This is a genomic window from Mesorhizobium sp. B283B1A (genome assembly GCF_020165735.1).
Taxonomy (GTDB): Bacteria; Pseudomonadota; Alphaproteobacteria; order Rhizobiales; family Rhizobiaceae; genus Mesorhizobium; species Mesorhizobium opportunistum.
The window spans coordinates 49443-63606 of the sequence record NZ_JAIUIQ010000006.1; the positions used below are offsets into that span (position 1 = coordinate 49443).

The window sequence follows — 14164 nt, forward strand, 5'->3', positions numbered from 1 at the left end:
ATTGCGTCAAAACAAAGAGGTAGCGCCTCGCACTTTCCGCCTCTTTTTGAACCCCGCGCGGCAGATCCGCCGCGCGGGCCTTCGTTTCAGCCGCGCAACGTCACGCCGCTCGCCTCGGCCCAGCGCTCGATGAGCTTGCGCTCGTCGGGCAAGGCAGGGCGAGCCGGCCGGGCCGCCCCGCGATCGATCGGCGATGCGGTGGGGCCGCGCCAGTCAGGCGATCGCGGCAATTCTCCGGCCGGTGTGCGGCGACCGTATTGTCGCCGTCGAAGCAGAAACACATGGGCGGTCGCCTCCCGGTGACTGGTTGCGTCAGGCGCGGTTGGCGAAGTCGCGAACGACCCGCTGCAGCAACGGCACATAGTCGCGAAACGCCCGCGTCTTCATGTCGGCGACCTTGCCGCCCTCGTCCCACATGCGAACCCGAACCGCTTCCTCATGGAACGGGTTCTTGCGGAACTCGGCCACCTCGTCGGCGTTCATCGGTCCGCCCTGCAGCGACAGCGTATGAACCGAAGCCGGCGACAGCTTGGAGAAATAGGTCGGGTCGGTGGCGCAGAGATAGCGCTTGGCCGCCACATGCAGCCTGACGCATTCGACGATGACAGGCGGAAAGAACGGCGCCAGCACCTCGCCGCCGGCTTCGTCATGGTGCTTGTCCTCGACGTCCTCGGGCGAGTAGGTGCCGAACTCGCTGGTGTAGTGGCCGATGTCGTGCAGCAGCGCGGCCGCCACCAGCACCTCGGGCGCACCGTCCTGCTCCGCCAGCCAGGCCCCCTGCAGCATATGCTCGGACATCGTCACCGGCTCGCCCAGATAGGATTCCGCACCCCGGCGCTCGAAAATGTCGGCGATGAATTCGACGATGTTGTCCGCGTTCAAATCCTGGCCGCTCATTCCGCGGCCTCCTTGAAACCTTGCTCGATCGCGGCGAGCGTCGACAACAGGCCGTCCTTGTCGGCGTAGCATCCTTGCAGCCAGCGCTTGCCGGTGCCCGAAAACGCCTTGCGGGCATGCATGACCCGCGTGTTGTCGACGATGAAGGCCTGGCCGGGTTCGAGCTTGAAGGTGACTTCGAAGGACGGATCCTCGATCAGCTCGGCGAACCGGCGATAGGCGGCGTAGTAGGCCTCCATGTCGGCGAAGGGGACGTCGACGGTCGGCGCCAGCGAGCGGTTGTTGAAGCGGATGCAGATCAGTTCGCCATCGGGGCCGAGCTCGATCATCGGACGCTTGGCCTGTAGCCGCACGGCCGACGAGCCGGCATATTCGAAACGCGCCGGGCATGAACTCAACAGGCGGAAGCCTTCCGGGGTCTCGGCCTGCAAGGCAGCCGCGACGGCAAAACCGTCGACAACGCTCGATTCGCCGCCCTCCACCGTATTCTCGATGCAGGACAGGATCTGCAGCGTCGGCACCGGATCGCGATAGGGGTTGTCGGTGTGTGCCTGGAGGCCGAGATTGGTGTAGGCAAGATTGTTCGGATTGACCTCGGCGCGCACCTCGAACCAGCGGCCGTAATTGGTTTCCCTGATGTAGCCGAACAGGTCGGAGACCTTGCAAAGCGCTCCGGATTCGGCCGGCAGGCCGTCCATCACCGCAAAGCCATAGGTCCTCACCGCCGAAAGCCACTCGCGCAGGACGCTGCGGCCATGGCTGGCAGCCGCGTAGCTGGCGCGCGGCACCGAATTCTGCATCGTCGCTTTGGTCCAGCGCTGGATGATATCGCCCGTCCAGCCGGGCTGGCGGAGCTCATCGCGGTCATAGGCGTTGGCGCTCAGCCATTGCGCGGGAAAGCTGGCCGTTTTTCCTTCCGGCACGAAGCTGACCTCCAGCATGCCGGCCTTGATCGCCGCCGCGCCAATTCTCGTCTCGGCCGGAATGTCGAGGATAGTGATGAGGCGCTGGCCGTTGCCGGCGCTGCGAGTCTTGTCGTCGAGCGCGTTGTCACGCAGCCAGATGGCGTGAAAGCGGGTGCGTCTCCCGTCCTTCCAGCCAAGTTCGATGGTTCTGCCTTCGTCGCCGACCAGCGCGTGGGTGAGCATGGAAATCCGTCCCTGTCCGCTACACCCCACGGTCCGATCCGCAGGGTTTCGATTGCATGTTCGCCCCACGGCAGGCATAACTCAAATTATCATTTTTTGGCCAAAGACCGTAGATAGCTAATGGCTCGAAAAACCATTCCCGCCTTGCCGCCGCTCGACTGGCTGCGCAGTTTCGAGGCCGCCGCGCGGCTGTCGAATTTCACGGCGGCGGCCGCCGAACTCGGCCTCACCCAGGCGGCCGTCAGCCAGCATATCCGGTTTCTGGAGGAGCGGCTGAAGACCCGGCTGTTCTCGCGGCTGGCGCGAGGCGTCGCACTGTCGCCGGAAGGTGCCGCCTACCTGCCTCACATCCAGTCGGCCTTCGCCACCATCTCCAGCAGCACGACCGAACTGTTCGAGCCGCGCGCCGTCCAGACCGTCTCGATCCGGGTGCCGATCTCCTTCGCCTTGCTGGTGCTGGTTCCGGCACTTCCCGATCTCGCCGGGGCACTGCCGCGCATCCAGCTCGATCTTGTGACGATCCATCGCCCGACCGACTACGATCTGCCGGGGTCGGCACTCGACATCCGCTTCGGCAACGGCGCCTTTCCCGGGCGCGAGGCCGACAGGCTGACCGCCGAGCGGCTGGTGCCGGTGGCGGCTCCAGCCTTGGCCGCCGACGCCGATTGGACATCCCTGCCGCTGCTTCTGGTCGCCGGCGCACGCGAAATGTGGGCGGAATGGTTCGCTGCGGCCGGATTGGCCGGCCACCTCCAGCGATCGCACCGCTTCGACAGTTTCGTCGCCGCCATGGAAGCGGCGAGCGCCGGTGCCGGCGTGCTTTTGGGGTCGCGCCCTCTGATCGATGCGGCGCTCGACAGCGGAACGCTGGCCAGGCTCTCGGACTTCGAGCTTTCCAGCACCTCGGGGCATTTCCTGACAAAGGCATCGACCGCGCGGCTCACCAGCGCCGAGCAGGATTTCCGCACCTGGCTGCTGGGGCGCCTCTCCGGTGTGGCCTCGGCCTGACTAGACCCCTACCCGTGTGCCGATACGCTTCCAGTAGATCAGCGTGCCGGTCAGGCCGCCATGCGGTTTCAGCGCATAGTCCGGGATTTCGCCGGCCAGGGTGAAACCAAGCTTCTCGTAGAGGCCCGAAGCGCCCTCCTCCGTCGCCGTATCCAGAACCAGCAGCGTGCGCCCCTTCTCTACGGCGACACGCTCCGCAGCCCGCATCAGGCGCGTCCCGATACCCCTGCCCCGGTGTTCGACTGAGGTCATCAGCTTGGCGATCTCGGCCCGGTGCGGCTGGTTGGGTGGGCAGTCGAGCAGCAGGGTGACGGTGCCGACCAGGGCCTTGCCGTCCCAGGCGCCAAGCACCGCCCTTTCCGCTTTTGCCGCCGCTGCCAACGATCTTTCCCAGAATGCGGTCGCCGCTTCCGGCGCCAGCGGATGCATGAAGCTGACCGATCCGCCGGCGGCAACCGTTTCGACCAGCAGGTCAGTCAGCATCGACAGCGTGTCCGGACGTGCGCCGAGGGCTTCGATTTCGATGGAATTCATGCCTTCGATATCCTTTGGAAGCAGTGAAATGAGTGAAGCAAGCTTGCCCCGGTCAGCCCAGTTGGCGCACGCGGCGCCGTTTGCGCGCGGCCTTGATGGCGCTGATGCGGTCGGTGTCTTCTTGCCCGAGATGCCGTCCGCGCTCCAGGATCTCGAGCGTGTATTCCTCATAGGTCAGGCCCAGCCTCTCGGCCTTGTCCATGCGCATCAGCATGACATCGCGGCTCGGCGCCTTCCATGCCTTGGCATGGGCCGCCTGCCAGGCGAGGAAGATGTAGGGATCGCCCTTGCCCCATGGCGGTCCTTTGTACTCATCGAGAGGCGGCCCCCCATTGTGGGAGCGCTTTGGCCGTCTTGCCATGATCTCAGCCCCTGACCAGCGCGACGAGATAGTCGGCACCCGGCTCCAGCGCATGGAAGATGCAGTCCGACGGCGCTCCGAGCGCCAGGCAGTCGCCGGGCTCGAGCCTGTGCGCCACATCGCCCTCGATGAATTCCAGCCGCCCGGAAATCAGCCATATCTGCTGTTTGATGAAGGCGTAGGACGCGGCCGGAAAACTGACCTTGGCGCCCGCCGGCAGATGCACCTTGATCAGTTCGAGCGGCATGTCGCAAGCCGGTGAAAGATGCCGCCTGACATAGCCGGTATCGGGATCGCGCCACATGGGCTGGTCGCCCTCGCGCAGCAGCCCACCACCCTGCAATTCCGCCCGTGCGATCAAGGTCGACAGCGTCATGCTGAAAGCGGCGGCGATCCGCACCAGAAGAGCCGCGGTCGGGCTGGTCTTGCCGCGCTCGATCGTGCTCAACATCGCCTTGGAAACCCCCGATCGCTCGGCAAGCTCCGCCAGCGACCAGTCGCGCATGACCCTCTCGGCGTGTATGCGCCTGCCGATAGTGGAGGAAATTTCGTTCGCTATATCATCCATTCGTCCAGTATAGCGAAATTCCAAGATTGGAGACAAGATGGGAGAAGAGCCATACCGCGACAATTTTAGCCGGGTCTTTAATCCTCTCTACACCATCCGACCTCACCCGACCTTAACCCCGTTCCCTGTAGGGTCGATGCTCAAGGGAAATGGGGATTGTCCTGTCCATGTTTGTCGAACGCGAAGCTTCCGTCGGAGAACCGACATCGCAGGAGCGCCGCCACGCAGAGCAGAACGACAGGCGCATCCTTGGCAATGTCGTGCAATGCGACGGCGCCCGCGCCACCATCAGCGCCTTTGCCGACGAAGTCGACGGCGCGGTCACCGGCCTGTGGACGGTCGGCAAGATGATCTCGATCAATCTGGGCACGACGCGCACCGTTGGTCTCGTCTATGCGATCGGCAAGTCGGACCGCGCCTGGAACAATGAAGGCCAGAACGCCATCGAGGTCAGCATCGAGTTGATCGGCGAAGTGCGTGACGGCGCCGAGCCCGGCGCCAAGCCGATCTTCGACCGCGGCATCACCACCTATCCGCATATCGGCGCCGTCGCGCACCGCATCCGCAGCCGGGATCTGCAGGCGGTCTACGATCTGGCCGGGCGCCATTCCATCACCATCGGTTCGCTGTCGCAGGACGAGACGATCGCCGCCAACATCGCTATCGACGACACGCTGGCGCGGCACTTCGCCATCGTCGGCACCACCGGCGTCGGCAAGTCCACCGCAGTCTCGCTCCTGCTGCGCAAATCGATCGCGGCGCGGCCGGATCTGCGCATCCTGATCCTCGACCCGCACAACGAGTTCGCGGCATCGCTGCCCGAATATTGCGTCAGGGTCGATTCCAAGACGCTCGACCTGCCGTTCTGGATGTTCAAGCTTGAGGAGTTCGCCGAGGTGCTGTTTCGCGGGCGCGAGACGGTGCCGGAGGAGATCGACGCGCTGCGCGACCTCATTCCGCTCGCCAAGAACCTCTACCGCAATCCGAATTCGGGCGCCTACCTCAGGCGCGGCAACGATGCGCTGACCGCCGATACGCCGGTACCCTACCGCATCGCCGACCTGCTCAAACAGATCGACGAGCGCACGGGCATGCTCGAAAGCAAGAACGAGCGCCCGACGCTCAAATCATTGAAGACGCGCATCGAATCGGCGGCCGCCGATCCGCGCTACCGCTTCATGTTCAGTTCGCGCCTGATCGAGGACACCATCCACGAGACGATCGGCAACATCTTCCGCGTACCGCATCACGGCCGCCCGGTGACCTGCTTCGAGATGGCCGGCATGCCCTCCGAAGTGGTCAATTCCGTCTGTTCGGTGCTGGCGCGCCTGGCCTTCGACCTTGCTCTGTGGAGCGAAGGCAAGCTGCAGCTCCTGTTGCTGTGCGAAGAGGCGCATCGCTACATGCCGGCCGATGCCCGCCTCGGCTTCGCGCCGACCAGGCACGCGCTGTCGCGCATCGCCAAGGAGGGCCGCAAATACGGCTGCTATCTCGGTGTCGTCACCCAGCGTCCGGGCGAACTCGACCCGACCATCCTGTCGCAATGCTCGACCTTCTTCGCGATGCGCCTCGCCAACGAGCAGGACCAGGCGATCATCCGTTCGGCAATCGCCGACTCGTCCGCCTCCACACTCGCCTTCCTGTCGTCCATGGGCCAGCGCGAAGCCATCGCCTTCGGCGAAGGCGTGGCGACAACCATGCGGCTGAAGTTCGAAAGACTGCCCGCCGAGTTGCTTCCAGGTGCTGCGAAGCGAGAGCAGCAGGAGGCAGCGAAATTAAACGACGACGTCGATCTGGTGGCGATCGTCGAGCGGCTGCGCAACGTGCCGAAAGCGCAGCCGCAGGGCATGCCGTTCGCCGAAGTGGTCGATTCCGGCAGGCAGGCAGGCGATCCCGACTACCGCAAGCCGCCGGCCACCACCCGCGTCCAATCGGACGACGATTTCGACATGCGCTACGGCCTCAAGCCCGCCACCTTCGGCCTGCGCCCTCAGAACGATTGAGCCTGGCGTCAAGTCATCCGTCGATAGCTCCGCCCCCTGCATCACACGCCCGAGGCCAAGCCTCGTTGGCCAACTTGGGTAAATCCCGTCAGGGAATTCGTCAGGCTGAGTCGATTGGTGTCGAATTCGAGAACCGGAGCGGAGCGGACATTCAGTCCGTGAGCACCGGTAGCGCAGAAAACAGCGGCAAACGGCCAGCCTCACGAATTCAATGATGGGATTTTAGGCGCAGACGCGGTTGCGACCTTGCCTCTTTGCCTCATAGAGCTGGCGGTCGGCGCGGCGATAGAAACCTTCCGCCGTTTCCTGCCTGTCCCAGACGGCAAGGCCGACACTGGTCGTGATCTTGAGCCGGACATTGCCTGTCGGCACCGACATGTTGGCGATCGCCTTGCGAATGCGCTCGGCAAACTTGCCCAGAAGCTCCGCGTCCATGTTGGGCGTAACCACGGCAAACTCCTCGCCGCCCAGTCGCGCCACCACGTCGTGGTAGCGCGTCATGTCCTTCAGGCAACTGGCCACCGCCCTCAGCACCTCGTCGCCGACGTCGTGGCCGTGTGTGTCGTTGACCTGCTTGAAATGATCGAGGTCGAGGATCATCAGCCCGACCGGCTTTTCGATGCGCCTGAACTCTTCGAGATATTCCTTCAGCGCGTCATCGAAATAACGCCGGTTCTGCATCCCGGTCAGGCTGTCGGTCAGGGCCGCGTGCTCGAGCGTTTCGGAGCGCGCGCTGAGCGAAACCGTCATGGCGCGCAGCTTGCCCTCCTCCGTCGCCTGTTTGCGGATCAGCGGGTAGATGAAGAAGATGCCGAAAAACAGTGCGGTCGCAAGCAGCACGCCGGTCGCGAACAAGAGCTTGTTGAGGTAGATGACCTTGTCCAGGCCCGAAGCCGTATGGAGTTCCGTGGCGAAGGATTGCAGTTGTCCATATGCATGCAGCGTCACCAGGCCCGCGGCCAGGATCACGAAGATAAAGACGAAAAATGCTGATTCCGCCTTATGGAAACGCATCTGCTCCCCGATGGAAAAGTGCCCATCGACTTTATGGCACGGACCGACTTACGGAGCGTTAACTTGGACAACCTCGGCGGGAACTCTTTCCTTGGGGTCAACTTTTCAGGTTGTATTAGCAACAAGTGCTTGGATCGTGGTTTCGAGATCGTCACCAGGGCGCAACCTTTGCCATTCCGGCCCCAGTTGATGCCGGAACCAGGTCGCCTGCCGCTTGGCATATTGCCGCGTCGCGATCTTGGCGCGTTCGATCGCCTCGGGAAAACTGGATTGCCCGGCCATCGCGCCCTGCAGCTCACGAACGCCGATCGCCTTCATCGTCGGCAGGTCCGGATCGAGACGAAGGGCCGCAAGTTGCCTGACTTCCTCCAGCGCACCTTTGTCCAGCATCTGGTCGAAACGCCTTTCGATGCGATCGACCAGCATGGCCCGGTCCGGCTCGATGACCAGGAAATGCGCCGTCTGCCTGTCGATGAGCGACCGGCCGCGCTCGGCTTGCCATTCCAGGATCGATCGGCCGGATGCGTCGAGCACCTCGAGCGCGCGCACGATGCGCTGGCTGTCGGTGGGCTTCAATTGCATGGCGGTTCTCGAATCCTCGCGCAGCAGGATGCCATGCAGCTTGACCGATCCCCGTTCCTTCAGCTCGTAGCGCCAACGGTCGCGCACCTGCTGGGGAATATCAGGCATGTCCGAAATGCCCTCTGCCAGCGCGCGGAAGTAAAGCCCTGTGCCGCCGACGAAGATCGGCCGCCGCGAGAGCGCGCCGTCATCGATCAGCTTCGTCACGTCGCGCAGCCATGCTCCCGTCGAGTAGGCGGTGCCGGGATGGACATGCCCATAGAGAAAATGCGGCGCCCGTGCGAGGTCGGCTGCCTCCGGCCTGGCGGTCAGCACGTCGAGAACCGAATAGCCTTGCATGGAATCGGTGTTGACGATGACGCCGCCCGTGCGTTCGGCCAGGTCGAGCGCCAGTGCCGACTTGCCGCTGGCGGTCGGCCCGGCTATCAGGATCGCGTTCTTCACGCGGCCTTGGCCCGCACCCGCGCCGGAATTCTCGATGCCGCTCATTGCCACGCTTGTTTCCCGTCCCGCAGACCGCGCTCTGTCGCCGTCGCTTGCGAATATGGCCTCGCGGTCTGTGGGCGCAAGCGCCGTCGTCTGGCTGGCCGAAAGGATTGCCTGCGATCTTGCCCTGCCGCAAGAAGCCGACGCCGCCGAAACGACCGCCGTCCTGCGCGCCGCGCTGGCCGCGGAGCCGGTCGACGTGATCGTCCAGCAGGCTGACGCAAGGCGAAAGAAGATCCTCATCGCCGACATGGATTCGACCATGATCGACCAGGAATGCATCGACGAACTGGCCGACGAGATCGGCGTCAAGGATCGTGTTGCCGTCATCACGGCGCGGTCGATGAATGGCGAGATCGCTTTCGAGCCGGCGCTGCGCGAACGCGTGGCGCTGTTGAAGGGCCTCGAAGCCGCCGTGGTCGACCGCATCGTCACCAACCGGCTGACATTGGCCTCGGGCGGCCGCGCCCTGGTCCAGACCATGCGCGCCAACGGCGCCTGGACGGCGCTCGTGTCTGGCGGCTTCGAAGTCTTCACCACGCGTATCGCGGCCATGCTTGGGTTCCAGGAGCACCGCGCCAACCGCTTGCTTGAACAGGACGGATGCTTCACCGGGCTGGTCGGCGAGCCGATCCTTGGCCGCGCCGCCAAGGCCGATGCGCTGCTCGAAATCACCGCCCGCCTCGGCCTGACGCCGGCCGATGCGATCGCTGTCGGCGATGGCGCCAACGATCTCGACATGATCCGCCTGGCCGGCACCGGTGTCGCGCTCCATGCCAAGCCGACCGTGGCGGCCCAGGCCAAGGTTCGCATCGACCATGGCGACCTGACCGCATTGCTCTATCTGCAGGGCTATCGCCAGGAAGAATTCGTGCAATGAAACCAATGCGAACCGAGCGCCTGATCCTGCGCAACTGGGAAGATCGCGACCGCGACCTGTTCCATCGCATCAACTCCGACGAACGGGTCATGGAGTTCTTCCCGTTCCGCCGCGACCGCGCCCAGGCGGACGCCAAGATGGATGAGTTCCGCGCCTGGATCGCTGAGGATGGTTACGGTTTCGCGGCAGCCGAAATTGTCGCCACGGGCGAGTGCATCGGCTTTGTCGGCCTCCTCGACACCGATCATGTGCCGTCCCTGCCGGCCGGCACGATCGAGATCGGCTGGCGGCTGGCGCCTGACTTCTGGGGCAAGGGCTACGTCACCGAGGCAGCCGAGGCGTGGCTGGCCTACGGCTTCGAGACGCTTGGCCTCGATGAAATCGTGTCATTCGCCGTCGCGGCCAACCGCCGCTCCACGGCCGTCATGGAACGTCTCGGCATGACAGCCGATCCATCAGCCGACTTCGATCATCCCAACATTCCCGACAGCCACCCCGCACTCAAGCGGCATGTGCTCTACCGGCTTTCGCGCAAGGACTGGCAAGCAAGAAAAAAGGCGGCCGGTTAGCCGCCTTTTTGAATCGCCGGATTGAAATCTCAATCCATCCGGATCGTCACGAAGCGCAACTCGCCGGTCTTCGACGCCAGCATCAGCAGCGCGTTCTTGCGCCCCTGTTCCTTAAGGGCACCAATCCGGTCCATGACGTCCTTGGGCGTGGCAACCGATTCCTGGGCGATCTCGGTGATCACCTCGCCGGGCTGGATGCCGCGCTCCGAAGCGGCCGAATCCTTGGCGACATCGGTGATGACGACGCCCGACACATCGGCCGCGATGCTGAACTTCTTGCGCGTCTCGTCATTGAGTTCGCCGACGGTCATGCCGAGCACGGAGGCCGTCGAGACGGCCGGAGCCTTGTCGCCCTTGTCCTGATCGGTATTGCCGCCTTCTTCGGCGTTGGCGGCCTTCTCGCCATCCTCGAGCCGGCCGAGCGTCACCTTCACGGTCTGCTCGACGCCCTTGCGCACGATCAGCACGTCGACCGCCTTGCCGACCGGGCTTTCGGCGACCACGCGCGGCAGGTCGCGCATTTCATGGATATCCTTGCCGTCGAACTTGAGGATGACATCGCCGGCCTGGATGGTGCCGTTGTCGACAGGACCGCCCTTGATGACGCCGGCGACCAGCGCACCCTTGGCGGTCGCCATGCCGAGGCTCTCGGCGATATCGTCCGTCACCGGCTGGATGCGCACGCCGAGCCAGCCGCGCCGTGTCTCGCCATACTGGCGCAGCTGTTCGACAACGCCCGAGGCGAGCTGCGAGGGGATTGAGAAGCCGATGCCGATCGAGCCGCCGGATGGCGAAATGATCGCCGTGTTGATGCCGATGACCTCGCCGGCGCTGTTGAACAGCGGGCCGCCGGAATTGCCGCGGTTGATCGCGGCGTCGGTCTGGATGAAATCGTCATAGGGTCCGGAATTGATGTCGCGGTTGCGGGCCGAGACGATGCCGACGGTGACGGTGCCGCCGAGGCCGAACGGATTGCCGATCGCCATCACCCAGTCGCCGACGCGCATCTTGGTGGAATCGCCGAACTTCACCGCCGTCAGCTTGTGGCCTTTCGGATCGACCTTCAGCACCGCGACATCCGTCTTGGTGTCGGTGCCGACCAGCGTCGCCTTCAAGGTGATGCCGTCGGAGAAATTGACCTCGATGTCGTCGGCGTCGGCGATCACATGGTTGTTGGTGACGACGATGCCCTGTTCGGCGTCGATGACGAAACCGGACCCCAGCGACTGCACTTTCTGCGCGCCATTGTCCTTGTCGCCGCCGCGGTTCTTGAAGAAATCGTCGAAGAAGTCCTGGAAGGGCGAGCCCTCGGGCAGCTGCGGCATCGGCACCGCGCCCGGACCTTCCGTGCCCTTCACCGTCTGCGAGGTCGAGATGTTGACCACCGCGCCGAGCAGTCCTTGCGCAAGGTCCGCCACCGAGGCCGGTCCGTCGGCGGCCAATGTCGGGGTCACGAAGGACGGGACAGCAACGGCGCCGACGAGAAGCGCCGCCGCGCCAGCGATGAACGTCCGCCGTGCCGCGCGCAAGAGGAGTGTGGATGTCATCGAGAAGCCTCCCGGTATGTCTGAAAAAGAAAGCGCAATGGCGAAGATACCGCGTTGCGCCATGTTGGCAAAAAATACGGCACGTTTGCGGCTATGACTATCGGCAGAGGATAAATCCTCCATTATTCCGGAGACGAAAGCCGGCCGCTCTCATCCGCCGCGCACCAGCCAGACGATGCCGACACCGATGGCGATCGCCACCAGGCCGCCGATCCGCAACGCATTTTCCGGCATGGACAGCACCTCGCCCGCGAGCTTCCTCGCAAAGCCGGGGAAACCGCCATAGACCAGGCCCTCCATGACAAGGACCAGGCCTATCGCCGCGAAGAAATCCTGCACCGGCCCGTTACTGGCCGGTGCTGGGTTGTGTCGCCGGTGCGGCGGGCGCCGGTGCCGGGTTTGCCGGCCCTTCCTTGCCGTCGGGATTGCGGAAGAAGCGGAAGAACTCGGAACTCGGCGACAGCACCATCGTCGTCCCGGTGTTGTCCAGCGCGGTGCCATAGGCATTCATCGACCGGTAGAAATCGAAGAAGGCCGGGTCGCGCTGGTAGGCTCCCGCGAAGGTGGCGCTGCGCTGGGCTTCGCCCTCGCCGCGCAGGATCTCGGACTCCTTCTGCGCTTCGGCAACAATCTCGACGACTTCACGATCGGCGCGTGCCGTGATGCGCTGTGCCGCTTCGTTGCCGCGTGCCCGCAGCCTGGCGGCCTCGGCCAGGCGTTCCGCCTTCATGCGATCGTAGGTCTGCTGCGAAACCTCGGCCGTCAGGTCGGTACGGCGGATGCGGACATCCTCGATCTGCAGGCCAAGCGACGTGGCGTCGGGCCGCAGCTGATCGCGCACTTCGCGCATCATCACCGCACGCTGTTCCGAAAGCGCGGCCTCGAAGTCGCGCAGACCGTAGACGCGGCGCAAGGCAGCGTCGAGACGCGTCCTGAGCCGCGCTTCCGCCAGTTCGATCTGGCCGGACACGGCGGCACGGAAGACGCGCGGATCCGAGATGCGATAGGCGATGAAGGCATCGACTTCATAGAATTTGCCGCCCGACACCTGGACGCGGATGTTGTCCAGGTCGAAGCGCAGCACCCTGTTCTCGATCAGCTGCACCGTGTCGGCGTCGAAGAACGAGAACGGCGCCTTGAAATAGATGCCGGGTTCGGTCTTGACGTCGACGATCTCGCCGAACCTCAACACCAGCGCCTGCTGGCGGGCGTTGACCACGAAGACAGAGGAATAGATCAGGAACAGGATAACCGCCGCAACGACTGCGACGATGGGAAGACGGTTGGCCATCACTGGTTCCCTCCCGTGTTCGCGGCAGGCGCGGCCGGTGCCGGCGGCTTAGGCTGCAGTGCGGGCAGCGGCAGATAGGGCACGACACCTTGTCCGTTGCCCTGCTCGACGATGACCTTGCTCGAGTCCTTCAGAACCCTCTCCATGGTTTCAAGATAAAGCCGTTTGCGCGTGACATCGGGCGCTTTGACATATTCGTCATAGACCGAGATGAAGCGCTGGGCCTCACCTTCGGCTTCCTGCACGACCCTGTTCTTGTAGGCGGCCGCGTCTTCGCGAACCTGTGCCGCCTCGCCTCGCGCCTGGCCAAGCTTCTGGTTGGAATACTGATTGGCCTGCTCTACGAACTTGTCCTCGTCCTGCTCGGCACGCTGCACCTCGTCGAAGGCGTCGGCCACCTCGCGTGGCGGTGCCGCGTCCTCTATCGAGACGGCGTTGACGTTGAGACCGGCCTTGTAGCCGTCCAGCGTCGTCTGGATGATTTCGCGCACCGACGCCGCTATGCCCTGGCGGTCATCGCGGAAGATGTCCTGTGCCGGCCTGCGGCCGACGGCTTCGCGCATGGCGCTTTCGGCGACCTGCCGCAGCATGCCGTCCGGGTCGGAGACGTCGAACAGATAGGCCCGGGGATCGGACACCTGGTAGGCCACCGAAAACTGCACGTTGACGATGTTCTGGTCGCCCGAAAGCATCAGGCCGTTGCCGCTGGTGTTGCCGCCGCCAATGTCGACGAGCTGCTCGGAAATCTTTGCCGTCTCGACGGTTTCAAGCGGCCACCAGTGGAAATGCAGGCCGGGCTGGGAGAGTTCAGGCTTCGGCTTGCCGAAGCGCAGTTCGACCGCGACCTCGTCCGGCTGCACGGTATAGACCGCCTGGAACGCCCACAGCACGACCAGCACCGCGGCGATCAGCCCGAACACGGCCGGGCTGGCGCCGCCGCCGCCGGGCAGCGCGCGCCGCAGCCTGTCCTGGCCGCGGCGAATGATGTCTTCGAGGTCGGGAGGCGAGCCCTGCGGGCCGCTCGGTCCCTTTGGCCCCTGCCCCCAGGGTCCCTGATTGTTGCCGCCGCCGCCCCACGGGCCGCCGCCTCCGCCACTCTTGTCGTTCCAGGGCATGAATGTCCTTTCGCTTGGAATTCCCTCAAGCGCCGGAGTTACGGCGCAAATCCAGTGTTGTTCTTCTATAGGGACGCCACGGCACGCTTTCAACGCGATGCGCCGCCGACTTCGTCCGATTTGGACCGCTCGCGACCCTTTGTCGTCTTTCAATGCCCTTT

Annotated in this window: 16 protein-coding genes; 4 read left to right on the forward strand and 12 right to left on the reverse strand. The window is 64.3% G+C overall.

What is annotated here, in order from left to right:
- Window positions 1-86 precede the first annotated feature (86 nt).
- The 3 genes from LB577_RS06540 to LB577_RS06550 form a co-directional block, all read right to left on the reverse strand.
- Complete coding sequence (locus LB577_RS06540; RefSeq protein ID WP_224686059.1) at window positions 87-230, reverse strand: hypothetical protein; 144 nt, start codon at window positions 228-230, stop codon at window positions 87-89.
- A gap of 82 nt (window positions 231-312) precedes the next feature.
- Window positions 313-897, reverse strand: coding sequence for an HD domain-containing protein (locus LB577_RS06545; RefSeq protein ID WP_224686060.1), 585 nt, complete (start codon window positions 895-897; stop codon window positions 313-315).
- On the reverse strand, window positions 894-2045 hold the full coding sequence (locus LB577_RS06550) for a gamma-butyrobetaine dioxygenase (protein ID WP_224686061.1): 1152 nt from the start codon (window positions 2043-2045) through the stop codon (window positions 894-896). The genes LB577_RS06545 and LB577_RS06550 overlap by 4 nt, the downstream gene beginning before the upstream one ends.
- A gap of 120 nt (window positions 2046-2165) precedes the next feature.
- Between LB577_RS06550 and LB577_RS06555 the strand changes: the two genes are divergently transcribed.
- Window positions 2166-3053, forward strand: coding sequence for a LysR family transcriptional regulator (locus LB577_RS06555; protein WP_224686062.1), 888 nt, complete (start codon window positions 2166-2168; stop codon window positions 3051-3053).
- Here the strand turns inward: LB577_RS06555 and LB577_RS06560 are convergent, their stop codons facing one another.
- From LB577_RS06560 to LB577_RS06570, 3 genes are read right to left on the reverse strand one after another with little or no spacing between them, the layout of a single operon-like run.
- Entirely contained in the window at window positions 3054-3587 is a 534-nt protein-coding gene (locus LB577_RS06560) for a GNAT family N-acetyltransferase (RefSeq protein ID WP_224686063.1), read from the reverse strand. It abuts the gene before it with no gap.
- A 52-nt stretch (window positions 3588-3639) separates the two neighbouring features.
- Window positions 3640-3948: a hypothetical protein gene (locus tag LB577_RS06565; RefSeq protein WP_023765049.1), complete on the reverse strand. Its 309-nt coding sequence runs from the start codon at window positions 3946-3948 to the stop codon at window positions 3640-3642.
- Between the two features lie 4 nt (window positions 3949-3952).
- Window positions 3953-4516 (reverse strand): XRE family transcriptional regulator, encoded by a 564-nt coding sequence (locus LB577_RS06570; protein ID WP_224686064.1) that lies wholly within the window; start codon window positions 4514-4516, stop codon window positions 3953-3955.
- Window positions 4517-4683: 167 nt separating this feature from the next.
- Between LB577_RS06570 and LB577_RS06575 the strand changes: the two genes are divergently transcribed.
- The gene (locus LB577_RS06575; protein WP_224686065.1) at window positions 4684-6519 is read left to right on the forward strand and encodes an ATP-binding protein; all 1836 of its coding nucleotides are present in this window, start codon (window positions 4684-4686) and stop codon (window positions 6517-6519) included.
- A 222-nt stretch (window positions 6520-6741) separates the two neighbouring features.
- Here the strand turns inward: LB577_RS06575 and LB577_RS06580 are convergent, their stop codons facing one another.
- Together LB577_RS06580 and miaA are read right to left on the reverse strand one after the other, a co-directional pair.
- A complete protein-coding gene (locus LB577_RS06580) occupies window positions 6742-7533 on the reverse strand; it encodes a GGDEF domain-containing protein (RefSeq protein WP_224686066.1) in 792 nt (263 codons plus the stop codon).
- Window positions 7534-7638: 105 nt separating this feature from the next.
- Window positions 7639-8604 carry a tRNA (adenosine(37)-N6)-dimethylallyltransferase MiaA gene (miaA, locus tag LB577_RS06585; RefSeq protein WP_224686067.1) on the reverse strand — a complete coding sequence of 322 codons (966 nt, stop codon included), beginning with the start codon at window positions 8602-8604 and terminating at the stop codon, window positions 7639-7641.
- On the opposite strand from miaA, the gene serB reads away from it, so the two are divergent.
- Together serB and LB577_RS06595 are read left to right on the forward strand one after the other, a co-directional pair.
- Complete coding sequence (gene serB / locus LB577_RS06590) at window positions 8594-9481, forward strand: phosphoserine phosphatase SerB (protein WP_224686068.1); 888 nt, start codon at window positions 8594-8596, stop codon at window positions 9479-9481. The two genes, miaA and serB, sit on opposite strands and share 11 nt — an antisense overlap.
- Window positions 9478-10050, forward strand: coding sequence for a GNAT family N-acetyltransferase (locus tag LB577_RS06595; RefSeq protein WP_224686069.1), 573 nt, complete (start codon window positions 9478-9480; stop codon window positions 10048-10050). The genes serB and LB577_RS06595 overlap by 4 nt, the downstream gene beginning before the upstream one ends.
- Before the next feature lie 29 nt (window positions 10051-10079).
- On the opposite strand, the gene LB577_RS06600 is transcribed toward LB577_RS06595, so the two are convergent.
- The 4 genes from LB577_RS06600 to hflK form a co-directional block, all read right to left on the reverse strand.
- The gene (locus LB577_RS06600) at window positions 10080-11597 is read right to left on the reverse strand and encodes a DegQ family serine endoprotease (protein WP_013894747.1); all 1518 of its coding nucleotides are present in this window, start codon (window positions 11595-11597) and stop codon (window positions 10080-10082) included.
- A 150-nt stretch (window positions 11598-11747) separates the two neighbouring features.
- On the reverse strand, window positions 11748-11936 hold the full coding sequence (locus LB577_RS06605; protein WP_224686070.1) for a DUF2065 domain-containing protein: 189 nt from the start codon (window positions 11934-11936) through the stop codon (window positions 11748-11750).
- Window positions 11937-11943: 7 nt separating this feature from the next.
- Window positions 11944-12888: a protease modulator HflC gene (hflC, locus tag LB577_RS06610; RefSeq protein WP_224686071.1), complete on the reverse strand. Its 945-nt coding sequence runs from the start codon at window positions 12886-12888 to the stop codon at window positions 11944-11946.
- A complete protein-coding gene (gene hflK / locus LB577_RS06615; protein ID WP_023765058.1) occupies window positions 12888-14003 on the reverse strand; it encodes an FtsH protease activity modulator HflK in 1116 nt (371 codons plus the stop codon). The genes hflC and hflK overlap by 1 nt, the downstream gene beginning before the upstream one ends.
- Window positions 14004-14164: the final 161 nt, after the last annotated feature.

Excerpts from the sequence above, each read along its gene's own strand:
- LB577_RS06595 (WP_224686069.1), top strand. The coding sequence starts at position 9,478 with ATGAAACCAATGCGAACCGAGCGCCTGATCCTGCGCAACTGGGAAGAT.
- LB577_RS06555 (WP_224686062.1), top strand. The coding sequence starts at position 2,166 with ATGGCTCGAAAAACCATTCCCGCCTTGCCGCCGCTCGACTGGCTGCGC.
- LB577_RS06560 (WP_224686063.1), bottom strand. The coding sequence starts at position 3,587 with ATGAATTCCATCGAAATCGAAGCCCTCGGCGCACGTCCGGACACGCTG.
- LB577_RS06575 (WP_224686065.1), top strand. The coding sequence starts at position 4,684 with ATGTTTGTCGAACGCGAAGCTTCCGTCGGAGAACCGACATCGCAGGAG.
- LB577_RS06600 (WP_013894747.1), bottom strand. The coding sequence starts at position 11,597 with ATGACATCCACACTCCTCTTGCGCGCGGCACGGCGGACGTTCATCGCT.
- LB577_RS06545 (WP_224686060.1), bottom strand. The coding sequence starts at position 897 with ATGAGCGGCCAGGATTTGAACGCGGACAACATCGTCGAATTCATCGCC.
- miaA (WP_224686067.1), bottom strand. The coding sequence starts at position 8,604 with ATGAGCGGCATCGAGAATTCCGGCGCGGGTGCGGGCCAAGGCCGCGTG.
- LB577_RS06550 (WP_224686061.1), bottom strand. The coding sequence starts at position 2,045 with ATGCTCACCCACGCGCTGGTCGGCGACGAAGGCAGAACCATCGAACTT.
- hflC (WP_224686071.1), bottom strand. The coding sequence starts at position 12,888 with ATGGCCAACCGTCTTCCCATCGTCGCAGTCGTTGCGGCGGTTATCCTG.
- LB577_RS06565 (WP_023765049.1), bottom strand. The coding sequence starts at position 3,948 with ATGGCAAGACGGCCAAAGCGCTCCCACAATGGGGGGCCGCCTCTCGAT.
- LB577_RS06580 (WP_224686066.1), bottom strand. The coding sequence starts at position 7,533 with ATGCGTTTCCATAAGGCGGAATCAGCATTTTTCGTCTTTATCTTCGTG.
- serB (WP_224686068.1), top strand. The coding sequence starts at position 8,594 with ATGCCGCTCATTGCCACGCTTGTTTCCCGTCCCGCAGACCGCGCTCTG.
- LB577_RS06570 (WP_224686064.1), bottom strand. The coding sequence starts at position 4,516 with ATGGATGATATAGCGAACGAAATTTCCTCCACTATCGGCAGGCGCATA.
- hflK (WP_023765058.1), bottom strand. The coding sequence starts at position 14,003 with ATGCCCTGGAACGACAAGAGTGGCGGAGGCGGCGGCCCGTGGGGCGGC.